This window comes from Marinobacter iranensis, from assembly GCF_029207565.1.
GTDB lineage: Bacteria > Pseudomonadota > Gammaproteobacteria > Pseudomonadales > Oleiphilaceae > Marinobacter > Marinobacter iranensis.
Window position 1 is genome coordinate 673,953 of the sequence record NZ_JANCMW010000002.1, and the last position, 15,411, is coordinate 689,363.

Sequence of the window (15,411 nt, forward strand, 5' to 3'; positions counted from 1 at the left end):
GGTCTGCAAACTCCTTATGCCTGGGCGGTCTTGAGGGCGGTGATATAGGCTCGCCAGCCACCAAACCCGGTCACGTCACGGGCGCCATCAAAGCCGTAGCCTTCGCAGATAAAGCCGTTGACCCAGCGGCCATCGGCCAGCTCCACATTGCCGATGCCCAGGGGCGCGGGAATCAGGTCCACAAACGAGCCAAACTCGGAAGCGGCCATCTCCCAGACTTCCACAATGATGTCCTCGCCGCCTGCGTCCACCCGTTTCAGGCCTGGCTTGGGCGGCGCGGTGTTGGGCAGGGCATAAAGCCGGTAGTTGGGGGAGGTGGTGGTCTGCTCCAGCAAGGTGGCGTGGCGCTCCACCAGTTGGGTATTCAGGGGCATGCCGGACAGGTGCGCACCGACCACGGCGACCTTTACCGTTGGTACCGCCGAACCGTGAACCACGGTTTCTTCCCGGCGGGGGCGATCGGTTGCCCCCAAGGGGGTGGGATGAGCATTCAGCCACTGCGCGGCCAGGGCCTGTAATTCCGCGTCTTTCCAGGCGCCGCTGATCAACGTCACGCCGAAAGGCAGGCCGTCGCCCCGGAAGCCGGCCGGTGTTGCCAGCGCGCTGAAGTCCGCCAGGTTCACGAAATTGGTGTAGGTGCCGAGCTGGCTGTTGAGGGTTACCGGGTCGGCATTGACCGCCTCGATGGCCGGCGCCGTCGGGGCTGTGGGCACCAGCAGGGCGTCTACCTCTGCCAGCAGGCCGTCGATCTGTTTCAGCAGTTCTTCCTTACGGTACTGGGCCTTGAAGGTATCGCTAGCGCTGAAGTTTGCGGTATTGCCGATGATACCCCGCACCACCTCGTTCATGTCGTTGCCGTGGCTGGCCATAAAGGGCTCTATGGCGGCATGGCGTTCGGCAATCCAGGGCCCGTCGTAGAGCAGGGCGGCCAGTTCCAGCAGTGGGCCGAAGTCCACGGGCACCAGTTCCACCGCTTGCTTGCGCCACTCGGTCAGGAGGGTGTTCCAGGCAGCTTCCGCCTGTTGATCGCCGAAGAACTGCGCCTGCCGGGGAATGCCCAGCCGCCGGATGGGGCCGGGCCGACGGATTGCCGGTGCGTCCATGGGCAGCGCCTTTGGTTGCGACCGGGAAAACGCGTCGTCCGGATCATGGCCCGCCATCACTCCCGCCACGGTGCCGGCGTCGTTCAGGCTCAGGGACAGGATGGACACACAGTCCAGGGACCGGCAGGCGGGCACAATGCCATGGATGCTGAAGCGTCCTTTCGTGGGTTTCAGGCCCACCAGGTTGTTAAGCCCTGCGGGCACACGGCCGGAGCCGGCGGTGTCCGTACCCAGGGCAAAGGGCACCAGGCCCCGGGCGACCACGGAGGCCGAGCCGGAACTGGAGCCGCCGCTGATAATGGCCGGGTCAAACGCGTTGGCAACCGCACCATAAGGCGAGCGGGTGCCCACCAGGCCGGTCGCAAATTGATCCAGGTTGGTCTTGCCAACCAGCACCGCGCCGGCGGCCTTGAGCCGGGCAATCACCGTGGCATCAGCGGTTGGCGTGTAGGCGAAGGCCGGGCAGGCGGCGGTGGTATCGAACCCGATGGCGTCGATGTTGTCCTTGGCGGCGAACGGAACGCCGTAAAGCGGCAGGCGTGCGATATCGCCTTCCACTTTATCAAGGGTGGCTGCCAACTCGGAAAGGGCAGTTTGAAGGCCGCTGCCACTTAACAGTGCAATCCATGCGTTGTCCGTTGCATCCAGGCTGGCTACCAGTTCACCAATCAGTTCATCGGGCGTAATGCCCGACTGGTAAGCCTTCCGCCAGTCCTCAATGGTCCATCCGAGTGTTGCGGGCATCGCCTTTCCTCATGTGCGTTATCAACTTGTATACATGAGTAATGGCAACGCCCGTGCCATTCGGGAGCAATTAAAAAATACGCAATAAAAACAGCTAGATAGAAATTTTTGCCCAGAAAGAGGACATTTTCAGGGCGCACCATCGATGTGCGGGCGCACCAGAAAAAGGCCAGGAAACGGGAGATTTTCAGGCTTCAGGGTATGGGAAAGGCGTCGGTTGCCAGCTTGTATACTAGATAAGTCACTGTTTTGTATTGGTATTGGTGAAAGCTGGAACGACAGATGCAGTGGGAGCAGAGCGTTTATCCAAAGCGAATGGCACGAACCAACCCGTAAAAAAGGACGCACAACATGACTATTAGAAAACACGTGAAACTTGGCCTCTCAGCGCTGGCCCTCTCTGTCTCCCTTAATGCAATGGCCGCCGAAGACCCGATCAAGGTCGGTATCCTTCACTCCCTTTCCGGCACCATGGCCATCAGTGAAACGGTCCTGAAAGACACCGTTGAAATGCTCATCGAAAAGCAGAACGCCGAAGGTGGTGTTCTGGGCCGCCAACTGGAAGCGGTGGTGGTTGACCCTGCCTCCAACTGGCCGCTGTTTGCTGAAAAGGCCCGTGAACTGCTGGCCCAGGAAAAAGTCGACGTCATCTTCGGCAACTGGACCTCGGTGTCCCGTAAATCGGTACTGCCGGTAGTGGAAGAGCTGAACGGCCTGCTGTTCTACCCGGTCCAGTACGAAGGTGAGGAGTCTTCCGAGAACGTCTTCTACACCGGCGCCGCGCCCAACCAGCAGGCGATTCCCGCAGTGAACTACCTGATGAACAACATCGGTGTGGAGCGCTGGGTACTGGCCGGTACCGACTACGTCTACCCGCGCACCACCAACAAAATCCTTGAGACCTACCTGATGGACCAGGGCGTGGCCAAGGAAGACATCATGATCAACTACACGCCGTTCGGGCACTCCGACTGGCAGAACATTGTGTCTGACATAAAGCGTTTCGGCTCCGCCGGCAAGAAGACTGCGGTGGTCTCCACCATCAACGGCGACGCCAACGTGCCTTTCTATCGCGAGCTGGGCAACCAGGGCATCTCTGCCTCTGACATTCCGGTTGTCGCCTTCTCTGTGGGTGAACAGGAGCTCTCCGGTATCGACACCGGCCCGCTGGTTGGCCACCTGGCTGCCTGGAACTACTTCATGAGCGTGGACAGCGATGCCAACTACGACTTCATCGACCAGTGGATCGAGCACACCGGTAACGACGAAGCCGTCACCAACGACCCGATGGAAGCCCACTACATCGGCTTCAACATGTACATCGAAGCGGTCAAGAAAGCCGGCACTACGGACGTGGACGCGGTTAAAGACGCCATCATCGGTGTAACCGTGCCCAACCTCACCGGTGGCTACGCCGCCATGATGCCCAACCACCACATCACCAAGCCGGTGCTGATTGGCGAAATCCAGGACAACGGCCAGTTCTCCGTGGTCTGGGAAACTCCGTCCACCGTGGCTGGCGATGCCTGGTCTGACTACCTGCCCGGTTCACGGGACATGGTCGCCGACTGGCGCAAGCCGCTGTTCTGCGGAACCTTCAACACCAAAACCGGCAGTTGCGGTGCTTCCGCCGGGCAAATGGCGGCTGCGGCTGAGTAAGGCATAGCACTAGACATAGCAATACAGGCAGACCCCGGGGGTGGCCATGCTGCCCCCGGTTCTCGCCCCGCAACCCGCTTTCAACAGACAGGACACACTCATGAGCATCATTCGATCGCTCACATTGCTGCTTATTGCCCTGGTTTCCGTGTTGTCGCTCCCCGCAGCCGCACAGGAAGACGATCCTGGCAGGCAACTGCTGATCGACCTTGCCGAAGCGCCAGCCAGCAACGTGGAAGAGGCCATTAACGCCATCGTCAGCAGCGGTGATCCAAGAGCTCGGGGCTGGCTCGAAGCCTACGGAAATAACCGCCTGAGCCGGGTAAAAAACACCGGCCAGGTTGTTGTCGTTTTGAACAACCGGGGCCGGGACTGGGAAATCGCCAACCCGCTGACCGGAGAGAACATGGGCGACATGTCCCGCCGCGAGCTGGACAGGGTCGCCATCAACAACGCCATACGGGGCCAGCTTGAGGGCATACTTGCCATGCTGGACCTGAGCGCCACAGACCCGGACGTGCGTGAAGCTTCCGCACAGGACATGATGGGCAAAGTGAACGCCTCGCTGGTCGAGCCGCTGGAAGCGCGGCTGGAACTGGAAGAGAGCGCCCGCGTGCGCAACCGCATTGAAGAAGCCCTGGCCATTTACCGGGTGGGCGAGGGCAACCTGGAGGGCGTCGACGTACTGGCCGGCAGCCTGCACCCCCGTGCCCGCGCCGCCCTGAACGACGCTGTCCGGGGCGATGACCCGGCACTGGCCACAAAGGCCCAGCAGGCGCTGGGCACCATCGAACAGAAACTCAAACTCAACCGCGCCGCAGAGACCCTGTATTTCGGCCTCAGCCTCGGCTCGGTTCTGGTACTGGCCGCCATCGGCCTGGCCATCACTTTTGGTGTGATGGGCGTGATCAACATGGCCCACGGCGAACTGATCATGCTGGGCGCCTATACCACCTGGGGCATGCAGCAACTGCTGCCAGGCCAGCCCGGCCTGGCGCTGATTCTCTCGATTCCCGCCGGCTTCCTGGTGGCCGCCACCGCCGGCATCATCATCGAGCGCAGCGTCATCCAGTTCCTCAAGGGTCGCCCTTTGGAAACCCTGCTGGCCACCTTCGGCATCAGCCTCATCCTGCAGCAACTGGTGCGCACCGTGATCTCGCCCCAGAACCGCACCGTGGTCACGCCGGAGTGGATGAGTGGCTCGCTGGTGATCAACGACGCCCTGTCGCTGACGCTCAATCGCCTGTACGTACTGGCCTTCGCGCTGATCGTCTTCGCCGCGCTGATGATGATCATGCGCAGAACCCGTCTCGGCCTGGAAGTGCGCGCTGTCACCCAGAACCGCAACATGGCCCGCTCCATGGGCATCCGCGCCACGCGGGTGGACATCATGACCTTCGCCCTCGGCTCCGGCGTTGCCGGCCTGGCCGGTGTGGCGCTTTCCCAGCTCACCAACGTGGGCCCCAACCTGGGCCAGAACTACATCATCGACTCCTTCATGGTGGTGGTGTTTGGTGGCGTGGGCAACCTGTGGGGCACGCTCATTGCCGGGCTGTCGCTGGGCACCATCAACCAGTTGCTTGAACCCTGGGCCGGTGCCGTACTCGCGAAGATCATCGTGCTGGTCTTCATTATCCTGTTCATCCAGAAACGCCCGCGCGGACTCTTCCCGCAAAAGGGCCGTGCAGCGGAGGGTTGATCTGATATGTGGCTGACACGACCTTTTCAGGAACGTTCGACCCAGCTTTTCCTGGGCATTCTCTCCATCGCCATGATTGTGGTGGTGGTACTGCACCTGGCCACGCCGGAGGGCAGCGCGCTGCATGTCAGCAGCTACACCGTCACCCTGCTGGGCAAATACCTGTGCTACGCACTGCTGGCGGTGGCGGTGGACCTGGTGTGGGGTTATCTCGGTATCCTCAGCCTGGGCCATGGCGCCTTCTTTGCCCTCGGCGGCTACGCCATGGGCATGTACCTGATGCGCCAGATCGGCGATCGCGGCACCTACGGCGATCCCATCCTGCCGGACTTCATGGTGTTCCTGAACTGGCAGGAACTGCCCTGGTACTGGCTGGGTTTCGACATGGCCTGGTTCGCCTTCATCATGGTGCTGCTGGCGCCGGGCCTGCTTGCGCTGGTGTTCGGTTTCCTCGCGTTCCGCTCGCGGGTGACCGGGGTATACCTCTCCATCATCACCCAGGCGCTGACCTTTGCATTGATGCTGGCCTTTTTCCGCAACGAAATGGGCTTTGGCGGCAATAACGGCCTGACCGACTTCCGCGACCTCCTGGGCTTCAACCTGCGCACCGACGCCACCCGCCTGGGGCTGTTCATTGCCACCGGTGTGGCGCTGGCCATCGGCTACGTGATTTGCCGCGCCATCGTGGCCAGCAAGCTCGGCCGGGTCAGCATCGCCTGCCGCGACGCCGAAGCCCGCGCCCGTTTCCTGGGTTACCGGGTGGACCGGGTGCAGCTGTTCGTGTTCGTAGTCTCCGCCATGCTGGCGGGTGTGGCCGGGGCGCTGTACGTGCCGCAAGTGGGCATCATCAACCCCAGCGAGTTCTCGCCGCTGTTCTCCATTGAAATCGTGGTGTGGGTGGCCCTGGGAGGCCGCGCAACCCTCTACGGCGCGGTGATCGGTGCCATCCTGGTGAACTACGCCAAAACCGTGTTCACCGGCGTCATGCCAGACGCCTGGCTGTTCGCCCTCGGTGGCCTGTTCGTACTGGTGACCGTGTTTCTGCCCAAGGGCATCGCCGGCCTGCTGGCCAGCCGCCGTAAAGGCAAGGATGACGACTCCGGAACCGACGACCCAGACACAGCCACCACCCGGGAGGCGACGGCATGAGCATTATCCAGGAGCTATCCAATCGCGATCGCGTCTTCGAATTCCTGACCCCGGTGGCGTCCCCGGTGGACGTTCGCCACGGGCCGATCCTGTACCTGGAAGACGTCAACGTGAGCTTCGACGGCTTCAGGGCCATCAACAACCTCAACCTCACCATCGACGACGGCGAACTGCGCTGCATCATCGGGCCCAACGGCGCCGGTAAGACCACCATGATGGACATCATCACCGGCAAAACCGCCCCGGACACCGGCTCGGTCTGGTTCGGCAGCCGCCACAACCTGCTGACCATGAACGAACCGGAAATCGCCAGCCTCGGCATCGGCCGCAAGTTCCAGAAGCCCACCGTGTTCGAGGCCCTGACCGTGTTCGAAAACCTCGAACTGGCCATGGCCACCGACAAGCGGGTGATTCCCACCCTGCGGGCAGTGATGAAAGCCGAATACCGCGACCGGATTGACGAAGTGCTGGAGACCATCGGCTTGGAAAACCTGCGGGACCAGTTGGCCGGCATCCTCTCCCATGGCCAGAAACAGTGGCTGGAAATCGGCATGCTGCTGATGCAGAAACCGCGCCTGCTGCTGGTGGACGAACCCGTGGCCGGCATGACCGAACAGGAAATGGAACGCACCGCCGAGTTGCTCACCAGCCTGGCCGGTAAACAGTCCGTTGTGGTGGTGGAACACGACATGGGCTTCGTGCGCTCCATCGCCCGCAAGGTGACGGTATTGCACCAGGGCAGCGTGCTGGCGGAAGGCAGCATGGACCAGGTCTCCAACGACCCGGAAGTGATCAAGGTGTATCTCGGGGAGGAGGCGTAATGCTCAGGATCGAAAAGCTGAACCAGTTCTACGGCGAAAGCCACACGCTCTGGGATCTGGACCTGGACGTACCCAAAGGCCAGTGCACCTGCGTGATGGGCCGCAACGGCGTGGGCAAAACCACCCTGATGAAATGCGTGATGGGCGAGGAAACCACCAGTAACGGCAGCATCCTGTTTGATGGCAGCACCGAGCTGACCAAACAGAAACTGGAAGAACGCTCCCGCCTGGGCATCGGTTACGTGCCCCAGGGCCGGCAGATATTCCCGCTGCTGACCGTGGAGGAAAACCTGCGCACCGGCCTGGCCGTGCGCAAGGACGGCAGCAAGAAAATCCCCGAGCGCATCTACGAGCTGTTCCCCGTGCTCAAGGAAATGAAAAACCGCCGCGGCGGCGACCTGTCCGGTGGCCAGCAGCAACAGCTCGCCATCGGCCGCGCCCTGGTGATCGAGCCCCGGCTGCTGATCCTCGACGAACCCGGCGAAGGCATCCAGCCCAACATCGTCGCCCAGATCGGCGAAGTCATCCGCCGGCTGATCGAGGAAGACGGCCTGACGGTGTTGCTGGTGGAGCAGAAACTCCCCTTCGCTCGCAAATACGCCGACCGCTTCGCCATCATGGACCGAGGCCGCCGCGTGGCAGAGGGGGAAATTGCCGAACTGTCTGACGAACTCATCAAGAAACACCTGACCGTATGACAGCCTACGAATCCATCGCCATCAACGCCGCCCCTCAGGCCTACAACTCCGGGGCCCACGACTCCGGCCACCGCTTCGACGCGGCCCGGCGCTGGGCTGCCACCCTGGACTTGGCCTTCGAAGCCAGGCAGGAACAGGGCGCGCAAATCACCCGCATGACCCGCACCCGGTTCAAGGGGCCATTACGGGTGCAGCGCCCGTTCTACCCGGAAGGCAAAACCGGCTGCTGCCACGTGTACCTGCTGCACCCACCCGGCGGCCTGGTCAGCGGCGACGCCCTGAACATCAATGTGTCGGTTGGCAGCGGCGCCCACACCCTGGTGACCACACCGGCCGCGGCCAAACTCTACAAAGCCGATAGCAACGGCGTCGCCTGGGCGCAGCATACAAACCTGAAAGTAGCCAATGGCGGCATCCTGGAATACCTGCCCCAGGAAACCCTCGGCTTCAACGGCTCCCGGGGCGAACAGAGCACCACCATCGAACTGGAAACCGGCGCCAAATGCCTGGGCTGGGAAATCCTCGCCCTCGGCCGCCCGGCCAGCAACCTGCCCTTCGTCACCGGCCACATGGAGCAACGCTTCACCCTGACCATGAACGACAAGCCCCTATGGCTGGAACGCCAACTCCTGGACCCCACCCACGCCCGCTTCCAGGGCAAATGGGGCCAGGGCGGCGCCACCGTTCAGGCCACCTTATGGGCAGTCGGCCTGGAAGACGAAGCCGGCGCCATAGAAGCCATCCGCGAGCAACTACCAGCCTCTGCCCACTGGGCCATCACCCGCCGGCGCGGCGTGGTGTTATTGCGGTACCTGGGCAATGAACGTAACGAAGCCTGGGCGATTTGCCAGCAGGCTTGGGAGTTACTGCGGCCTTTACTGATTGGTCAGCCTGCGGTGGTGCCTCGGATATGGCTGACCTGAGCTTGTGTGCGGGAACAGGGCGGGTGGGTCCGTTCGGGGCACGCTGTAAATCCGTCCATGGACGCTTGAGAAAAACATCCATGTTTTTCACATCCCCGAACGGACCCACCCGCCCTGTTCAGCAGACATTCGAGATAACGCACCAACTCGATGGAAACAAACCGTAGGTCGGATTAGCGAAGCGTAATCCGACAAACAAACTCAGAATTCAGACAAGCCAGGAGGGAAGCACCTTCCCTCCTGCCGAAGAACTCCAAAATACGAGGAGAACAAAAAATGGAACTAACCCCAAGAGACAAAGACAAACTGCTCCTCTTCACAGCAGCCCTGTTAGCCGAACGCCGCAAGGCCAAAGGCCTGAAACTCAACTACCCCGAGGCCGTCGCCCTAATCAGCGCCGAAATCATGGAAGGCGCCCGCGAAGGCCGCACCGTGGCTGAAATGATGACCGCCGGCACCGAAATCCTCACCCGCGACGACGTCATGGAAGGCGTGGCCGAAATGGTCGACGAAGTCCAGGTAGAAGCCACCTTCCCCGACGGCACCAAACTCGTCACCGTCCACAACCCGATTGTCTAAGGAGTTGGCCATGATCCCCGGAGAATACGACCTCAAAGACGGCGACATCGAACTCTGCGAAGGCCGCCAACGCATCACCATCGAAGTCGGCAACACCGGCGACCGCCCGATCCAGGTGGGTTCCCACTACCACTTCGCCGAAACCAACCCCGCACTGGACTTCGACCGGGCTAAAGCCAGGGGCTACCGCCTCGACGTCGCCGCTGGCACCGCCATCCGCTTCGAACCCGGCCAAACGCGAGAAGTGACCCTTATCCCATTCGCCGGCAACCGAGAAATTTACGGTTTCCGCCAGGAAGTCATGGGCAAGTTGGAGGCTAAACAATGAAAATAACAAGGCAGGCTTATGCCGACATGTACGGCCCCACCACCGGCGACCGCGTAAGGCTAGGCGACACCGAACTGTGGATCCAGGTCGAAAGCGACGCCACCCACTACGGCGACGAAGTCAAATTCGGCGGCGGCAAAGTCATCAGAGACGGCATGGGCCAAAGCCAACGCGCCGACGACACCGTCATGGACACCGTCATCACCAACGCCCTGATACTCGACTGGTGGGGCATCGTCAAAGCCGACGTCGGCCTCCAAAACGGCAGGATCGCCGCCATCGGCAAAGCCGGCAACCCCGACACCCAGCCAGACGTAACCATCGTCATCGGCCCCGGCACCGAAATCATCGCCGGCGAAGGCAAAATCCTCACCGCTGGCGGCCTCGACGCCCACATCCACTTTATCTGCCCCCAGCTCATCGAAGAAGCCCTCATGAGCGGCATCACCACCATGCTCGGCGGCGGCACCGGCCCGGCCACAGGCAGCAACGCCACCACCTGCACCCCCGGCCCCTGGCACATCGGCAAAATGCTCCAGGCCGTCGACGACATGCCCATGAACATCGGCTTCCTCGGCAAAGGCAACGCCAGCCTGCCGGAAGCCCTGGAACTGCAACTCAAAGCCGGCGCCATGGGCCTCAAACTCCACGAAGACTGGGGCACCACACCCGCCTCCATCGACAACTGCCTGACCGTTGCGGACAAGTTCGACGTCCAGATCGCCATCCACACCGACACCCTCAATGAATCCGGCTTCGTGGAAGACACCCTCGCCGCCTTCAAGGGCCGGTGCATCCACACCTACCACACCGAAGGCGCCGGCGGCGGCCATGCCCCCGACATCATCACCGCCTGCTCCAAAGACTACGTACTGCCGTCCTCCACCAACCCCACACGGCCGTACACCGTCAACACCATCGACGAACACCTCGACATGCTGATGGTCTGCCACCACCTGGACCCCAACATCCCGGAAGACGTGGCCTTCGCCGACTCCCGCATCCGCCGCGAGACCATCGCCGCCGAAGACATCCTCCAGGACATGGGCGTGATCAGCATGATCGCCTCCGACTCCCAGGCCATGGGCCGGGTCGGGGAAGTGGTGTGCCGCACCTGGCAGACCGCCCACAAAATGAAAGTCCAGCGCGGCCTGCTGCCGGAAGACGAACAACTGGGCGCCGACAACCTGCGCGCCAAACGCTACATCGCCAAATACACCATCAACCCCGCCATCACCCACGGCATTGCTCACGAAGTGGGTTCCGTGGAAGTGGGCAAGCTGGCGGACCTGGTGCTGTGGGACCCGGCCTTCTTTGGCGTAAAGCCCGCGCTCATCCTCAAAGGTGGCATGATTGCAGCCGCCCCCATGGGCGACCCCAACGCCTCCATCCCCACGCCGCAACCGGTGCATTATCGAATGATGTTCGGCGCTCTCGGGCGCGCGGCCAGCGCTACTCGTTTGAGCTTTGTCAGCCAGGCCGCACTGGACGCGGGCATTGGCAAAGAACTGGGGCTGAACAGCACCCTCTCCGCCTGCAAAAACGTACGCGGTGTTCGCAAGGGCGACCTCAAACTCAACGTCGCCTGCCCGCACCTGACGGTGGACCCGCAAACCTACGAAGTACACGCCGATGGCGAACTGCTCACCTGCGAGCCCGCCACCGAACTGCCACTGGCGCAGCTGTATCACCTTTTTTAATCAATACAGCTCAAGGCTGTTTTAAGGACAGCTTCGCGACCTGAGGAGACGAACATGCTTGAACTGACACAACGGGTAGACGCGGTGGAATCCAGCGAAATCCACGACCACCTCACACTGCCCTTCGAACTGCGCATGCGCGGCCGCCTGCGCGCCAAAACCGACACCGGCTACGACGTCGGCCTGTTCCTGGACCGCGGCCCGGTACTGCGGGATGGTGCCTGCCTGCAGGCTGAAAGCGGCGAAATCATCCGCATACGCGCCGCCGACGAACCCGTTGTCACCGCCCGAATCGAACCCGGCCTGCCCCTGGCAAGACTGTGCTACCACCTCGGCAACCGCCACGTCTCCCTTGCAATCGGCACCGAAGACACCGCTACCGATGGAAAAACAGGCTGGGTACGCTTCCCACCAGACCACGTACTGGAAGAACTGGCCGAACGCCTGGGCGCGACCCTGATTCACCACCAGGCCCCCTTCGACCCCGAACCGGGCGCCTACGCACAGGCAGGGCAGGGGCATTCGCATAGCGACTCGCACAGCGAATCCCATAGCCATTCCCACAGCCACGCGCACCACAAGGGCCACGGACATGCCAGCTGACATGCCCCAGACCCAGGTAGACGACCTCGCCCTGCTGGGCCTGATGCAACTGGTCAGCCCCGCACTGCCGATTGGCGCCTTTGCCTGGTCCCAGGGCCTGGAAAGCGCCTTCGAACTGGGCTGGGTGAACAACGAACAGCAACTGGGCGACTGGCTGGAAGGCGTACTGGAAGACGGCCTGACCCGCTGCGAACTCCCCCTGCTGGCCCGCCTGCAACGTGCCTGGGCTGAACAGGACCAAACCGCCCTGGCGGACTGGAACGCCTGGCTACACGCCACAAGGGAAACCGCCGAACTCAGCGACGAAGACCTGCGCCTGGGCGCCGCACTCGTCCGCCTGCTGGGCAGCCTTGAACTGCTGCCCCCGGCAGACCTGATGCCCGAAGAACCCGGCTACGTCACCCTATTCGCCTGGGGCGCCACCCTGCGAAAGGTACCGGTTCGTCAAACATTACTCGGCTTCGCCTGGGCCTGGCTGGAAAACCAACTGGCCGTCGCCTGCAAAGCCATGCCCCTGGGCCACACCGCCGCCCAACGGCTGACCGAACAGCTGCGGCCAAAGTTGGTGGAAGCGGTGGACGCGGCATTGCAGATGAACGATGACGAATTGGGCCCGATCATCCCGGGCCTCGCGCTTGGTAGTGCCCAACACGAAACACAGTATTCACGGTTATTCAGAAGCTAAGGAGATAAAACAATGACACATTGCCTGAGAATTGGAGTTGGTGGCCCGGTAGGTTCCGGTAAAACAGCGCTGCTGCGCCAACTGTGCAAAGCCCTGAAAGACCACTACGACATAGCCGTCGTCACCAACGACATCTACACCAGAGAGGATGCCGACTTCCTCCTGAAACACGATGCCCTCCCAGCCGACCGCATCCTCGGCGTGGAAACCGGCGGTTGCCCCCACACAGCCATACGCGAAGACGCCTCCATGAACCTCGCAGCCATCGACGACCTGCAAAGCCGACACCCCAACCTGGAACTGGTACTGGTCGAATCCGGCGGCGACAACCTTTCCGCCACCTTCAGCCCCGAACTGTCGGACCTGACCCTCTACGTCATCGACGTATCCGCCGGCGACAAAATCCCCCGCAAAGGCGGCCCCGGCATCACCAAATCCGACCTGCTGATCATCAACAAAATCGACATCGCCGAACAGGTACACGCCTCCCTGGAGGTAATGGACCGCGACAGCAAAAAAATGCGCGGCGAACGCCCCTTCGTATTCACCAACCTGTACGACGGAGTAGGGCTGGAAACCATCATCAGCTTCATCCTCGAGCGCGGCATGCTGCCGGAACGGCGCCGGAACAAAGTGGCCGAAACCGCCTGATACCGAACCACAAACACCGAATTCAGCAACACAAGGAAAAACACCATGAAACAGACCACCAAACTCCTCATGGCCGCAGGCCTGCTACTCGCCGCCACCACCGCAGCCGCCCACACCGGCCACGGCACCCACGCCGAAAGCGGTTTCCTCAGAGGCCTGCTGCATCCCATGCTGGGCCTGGACCACCTGCTGGCCATGGCCGCCATTGGCTTCTGGAGCGTGCGCCAGAGCAGCACCATGAAGCAGATTACGCCGCTGTTTGTGATTGGCGGGATGGTGCTGGGCGCAGGCATTGCCTGGGGTGGAATGAGTTTGCCCGGCGTTGAAACCGGCATCTCCCTGTCCGTGATACTGGCGGGTATTCTGATTGCGACCATGGCCAAGCTGCCGACCGCCGTGGGTGGTTCACTGGTTGCGGCGTTTATGGTGTTTCATGGGTTTGCTCATGGGGCTGAGATGCCGGCTGGGGCGACGCTCGCTGCTTATCTGACGGGGTTCTCCATCGCGACCTTGGTGCTGACGTCTGTTGGGCGTGGTCTAGGGGCTGTAATGATGAAAGCGGATAGTCGATTTGGCCAAACACTGGGTGGTGTGGTTGCGGCTACGGGGGCATTTCTGGCTGCTGCGTAAGATCGCTAGCCGCGCTGGTGGTTGAGCCCAGGCTGCTGATTCTGGACGAGCCTGGGGAAGCGCATAGACTGTTCATCCATGCAAATGAAACTCTCAGTATTTCGGAATTCCTGTGCATTTATTAACAGCTTAGGCTGTTGTTAAAAGGATGCAACAGGAGTGGCAGGTTATGAATGTGTTGATTGTGCTGGCTCATCCTGAGCGGGCCTCGTTCAATGGTGGACTGGCGGATGTCGCGGCAAAGCGCTTCCAGTCGGCGGGCCATGTGGTCGAACTCGACGACCTTTACCGGGAGGGCTTTGATCCGGTTGAACGCGCGACCAATTATGTGGACCGGGTTGACGAGAACTACTTCGCGCCTTTGACCGAGCAGCGGGCACACTATGATCGTGGGCGACTGCCCTCAGACGTTCAGCGTGAAATTGCCCGGCTGGAATGGGCAGATCTCGTCATTTTCCAGTTTCCTCTGTGGTGGCATGCGCAACCTGCAATCCTCAAGGGCTGGTTCGACCGGGTGTTGGTCTACGGGGGGATCTATTCCGGAAGCCAGAGGTACGATCGTGGCCATTTCAGCGGCAAAAAGGCAGTGTGCTCCGTAACCGCCGGCTCCCCGGAACAAGCGTTCATGCCCTTCGGTCGGGCGGGCAATATGGTGGAGTGGTTGTGGCCAATGCACTCCTCCCTTTATTACGTTGGGTTTGATGTTCTGGCGCCCCAGGTGAGCTATGGCGTTCAGGGCGGAGGTATTCAGTACCAGCAGGAGGGCGCCTTCAGGGCGCAGCTTGAACAGCAGAAAGCAGAGTGGGCGCAGCGGCTGTCCGCTCTGGGTGATGAATCTCCGATTCCGTTTACCGGCTGGGAGGATTGGAATGAAGCCGGAGTTCTCAAACAGGCTCATCCGATGAGGTGGCGTCCCTAGGGTAAACAAAAAAAACCGGGACAGATGGCAGTAATAAAATCTCCGAGCGGGTGTATGAGCCGTTCTCCGGTGCTGAAGGAAATGAAAAACCGCAGAGGCGGCGATCTTTCCGGTGGGCAGCAACAGCAACTGGCCACTGGCCGGGCGCTGGTGATTGAGCCAGGCTGCTGATTCGGCCGGGCGCTGGTGATTGAGCTAGGCTGCTGATTCTGGATGAGCCGGTGAGGGGATTCAGCCGACTATTGGGGCGCAGACGTGGGAGGTTATTCGCAGGCTGATCGAAGAGGGTGGACGGACGGTGTTACTGGCGGAACAGAAGTTGCCGTTTGTGCGGAAGTATGCATATAGGTTCGCGGTTCTTGACCGGGGAAGGCGGGTCGCTAAGGGTTAGATCAATGAGTTAACTGATGATCTTATTAGAAAATATCTGACTGTATGATTACCTAGTGTTCCGTCCGGGTAATTCCTTATCGTAAATGTGCTATAATTCGAGCTGTTATTCACGAGTTTGGAGACTCTG

At 61.3% G+C, this 15,411-nt stretch carries 15 protein-coding genes and 1 pseudogene; 15 read left to right on the plus strand and 1 reads right to left on the minus strand.

Annotation, left to right across the window (positions count from 1 at the left end):
- Window positions 1-14 precede the first annotated feature (14 nt).
- The gene (atzF, locus tag NLU14_RS06325) at window positions 15-1,847 is read right to left on the minus strand and encodes an allophanate hydrolase (protein ID WP_275705338.1); all 1,833 of its coding nucleotides are present in this window, start codon (window positions 1,845-1,847) and stop codon (window positions 15-17) included.
- A gap of 351 nt (window positions 1,848-2,198) precedes the next feature.
- Here atzF and urtA point away from each other — a divergent pair, with 351 nt between their 5' ends.
- From urtA to NLU14_RS23045, 15 genes and pseudogenes are all read left to right on the plus strand, one after another.
- Entirely contained in the window at window positions 2,199-3,506 is a 1,308-nt protein-coding gene (urtA, locus tag NLU14_RS06330; RefSeq protein WP_275705339.1) for an urea ABC transporter substrate-binding protein, read from the plus strand.
- 100 nt (window positions 3,507-3,606) lie between these two features.
- Window positions 3,607-5,205 (plus strand): urea ABC transporter permease subunit UrtB, encoded by a 1,599-nt coding sequence (urtB, locus tag NLU14_RS06335; protein ID WP_275705341.1) that lies wholly within the window; start codon window positions 3,607-3,609, stop codon window positions 5,203-5,205.
- A 6-nt stretch (window positions 5,206-5,211) separates the two neighbouring features.
- Window positions 5,212-6,354 carry an urea ABC transporter permease subunit UrtC gene (gene urtC / locus NLU14_RS06340; RefSeq protein ID WP_275705342.1) on the plus strand — a complete coding sequence of 381 codons (1,143 nt, stop codon included), beginning with the start codon at window positions 5,212-5,214 and terminating at the stop codon, window positions 6,352-6,354.
- Window positions 6,351-7,175, plus strand: coding sequence for an urea ABC transporter ATP-binding protein UrtD (gene urtD / locus NLU14_RS06345; protein WP_275705343.1), 825 nt, complete (start codon window positions 6,351-6,353; stop codon window positions 7,173-7,175). Before urtC ends, urtD begins: the two co-directional genes overlap by 4 nt.
- Entirely contained in the window at window positions 7,175-7,873 is a 699-nt protein-coding gene (gene urtE, locus NLU14_RS06350; protein WP_275705344.1) for an urea ABC transporter ATP-binding subunit UrtE, read from the plus strand. The genes urtD and urtE overlap by 1 nt, the downstream gene beginning before the upstream one ends.
- The gene (locus NLU14_RS06355) at window positions 7,870-8,796 is read left to right on the plus strand and encodes an urease accessory protein UreD (RefSeq protein ID WP_275705345.1); all 927 of its coding nucleotides are present in this window, start codon (window positions 7,870-7,872) and stop codon (window positions 8,794-8,796) included. Before urtE ends, NLU14_RS06355 begins: the two co-directional genes overlap by 4 nt.
- A gap of 276 nt (window positions 8,797-9,072) precedes the next feature.
- A complete protein-coding gene (gene ureA / locus NLU14_RS06360; protein ID WP_135803000.1) occupies window positions 9,073-9,375 on the plus strand; it encodes an urease subunit gamma in 303 nt (100 codons plus the stop codon).
- A 10-nt stretch (window positions 9,376-9,385) separates the two neighbouring features.
- Window positions 9,386-9,703 (plus strand): urease subunit beta, encoded by a 318-nt coding sequence (locus tag NLU14_RS06365; protein ID WP_275705346.1) that lies wholly within the window; start codon window positions 9,386-9,388, stop codon window positions 9,701-9,703.
- Window positions 9,700-11,403 carry an urease subunit alpha gene (ureC, locus tag NLU14_RS06370; RefSeq protein ID WP_275705347.1) on the plus strand — a complete coding sequence of 568 codons (1,704 nt, stop codon included), beginning with the start codon at window positions 9,700-9,702 and terminating at the stop codon, window positions 11,401-11,403. The genes NLU14_RS06365 and ureC overlap by 4 nt, the downstream gene beginning before the upstream one ends.
- Before the next feature lie 54 nt (window positions 11,404-11,457).
- The gene (gene ureE / locus NLU14_RS06375) at window positions 11,458-12,006 is read left to right on the plus strand and encodes an urease accessory protein UreE (RefSeq protein WP_275705348.1); all 549 of its coding nucleotides are present in this window, start codon (window positions 11,458-11,460) and stop codon (window positions 12,004-12,006) included.
- A complete protein-coding gene (locus NLU14_RS06380) occupies window positions 11,996-12,691 on the plus strand; it encodes an urease accessory protein UreF (protein WP_275705349.1) in 696 nt (231 codons plus the stop codon). The genes ureE and NLU14_RS06380 overlap by 11 nt, the downstream gene beginning before the upstream one ends.
- 12 nt (window positions 12,692-12,703) lie before the next feature.
- A complete protein-coding gene (gene ureG, locus NLU14_RS06385; RefSeq protein ID WP_275705350.1) occupies window positions 12,704-13,342 on the plus strand; it encodes an urease accessory protein UreG in 639 nt (212 codons plus the stop codon).
- Between the two features lie 45 nt (window positions 13,343-13,387).
- On the plus strand, window positions 13,388-13,972 hold the full coding sequence (locus NLU14_RS06390; protein ID WP_275705351.1) for a HupE/UreJ family protein: 585 nt from the start codon (window positions 13,388-13,390) through the stop codon (window positions 13,970-13,972).
- Between the two features lie 169 nt (window positions 13,973-14,141).
- Window positions 14,142-14,891 (plus strand): NAD(P)H-dependent oxidoreductase, encoded by a 750-nt coding sequence (locus NLU14_RS06395; protein ID WP_275705352.1) that lies wholly within the window; start codon window positions 14,142-14,144, stop codon window positions 14,889-14,891.
- A 23-nt stretch (window positions 14,892-14,914) separates the two neighbouring features.
- A pseudogene (locus NLU14_RS23045) lies at window positions 14,915-15,282 on the plus strand (ABC transporter ATP-binding protein); the annotation flags it as partial.
- Between the last annotated feature and the right edge of the window lie 129 nt (window positions 15,283-15,411).

Coding starts and splice junctions, on each gene's coding strand:
- atzF (WP_275705338.1), bottom strand. CDS start 1,847: ATGCCCGCAACACTCGGATGGACCATTGAGGACTGGCGGAAGGCTTAC.
- urtA (WP_275705339.1), top strand. CDS start 2,199: ATGACTATTAGAAAACACGTGAAACTTGGCCTCTCAGCGCTGGCCCTC.
- urtB (WP_275705341.1), top strand. CDS start 3,607: ATGAGCATCATTCGATCGCTCACATTGCTGCTTATTGCCCTGGTTTCC.
- urtC (WP_275705342.1), top strand. CDS start 5,212: ATGTGGCTGACACGACCTTTTCAGGAACGTTCGACCCAGCTTTTCCTG.
- urtD (WP_275705343.1), top strand. CDS start 6,351: ATGAGCATTATCCAGGAGCTATCCAATCGCGATCGCGTCTTCGAATTC.
- urtE (WP_275705344.1), top strand. CDS start 7,175: ATGCTCAGGATCGAAAAGCTGAACCAGTTCTACGGCGAAAGCCACACG.
- NLU14_RS06355 (WP_275705345.1), top strand. CDS start 7,870: ATGACAGCCTACGAATCCATCGCCATCAACGCCGCCCCTCAGGCCTAC.
- ureA (WP_135803000.1), top strand. CDS start 9,073: ATGGAACTAACCCCAAGAGACAAAGACAAACTGCTCCTCTTCACAGCA.
- NLU14_RS06365 (WP_275705346.1), top strand. CDS start 9,386: ATGATCCCCGGAGAATACGACCTCAAAGACGGCGACATCGAACTCTGC.
- ureC (WP_275705347.1), top strand. CDS start 9,700: ATGAAAATAACAAGGCAGGCTTATGCCGACATGTACGGCCCCACCACC.
- ureE (WP_275705348.1), top strand. CDS start 11,458: ATGCTTGAACTGACACAACGGGTAGACGCGGTGGAATCCAGCGAAATC.
- NLU14_RS06380 (WP_275705349.1), top strand. CDS start 11,996: ATGCCAGCTGACATGCCCCAGACCCAGGTAGACGACCTCGCCCTGCTG.
- ureG (WP_275705350.1), top strand. CDS start 12,704: ATGACACATTGCCTGAGAATTGGAGTTGGTGGCCCGGTAGGTTCCGGT.
- NLU14_RS06390 (WP_275705351.1), top strand. CDS start 13,388: ATGAAACAGACCACCAAACTCCTCATGGCCGCAGGCCTGCTACTCGCC.
- NLU14_RS06395 (WP_275705352.1), top strand. CDS start 14,142: ATGAATGTGTTGATTGTGCTGGCTCATCCTGAGCGGGCCTCGTTCAAT.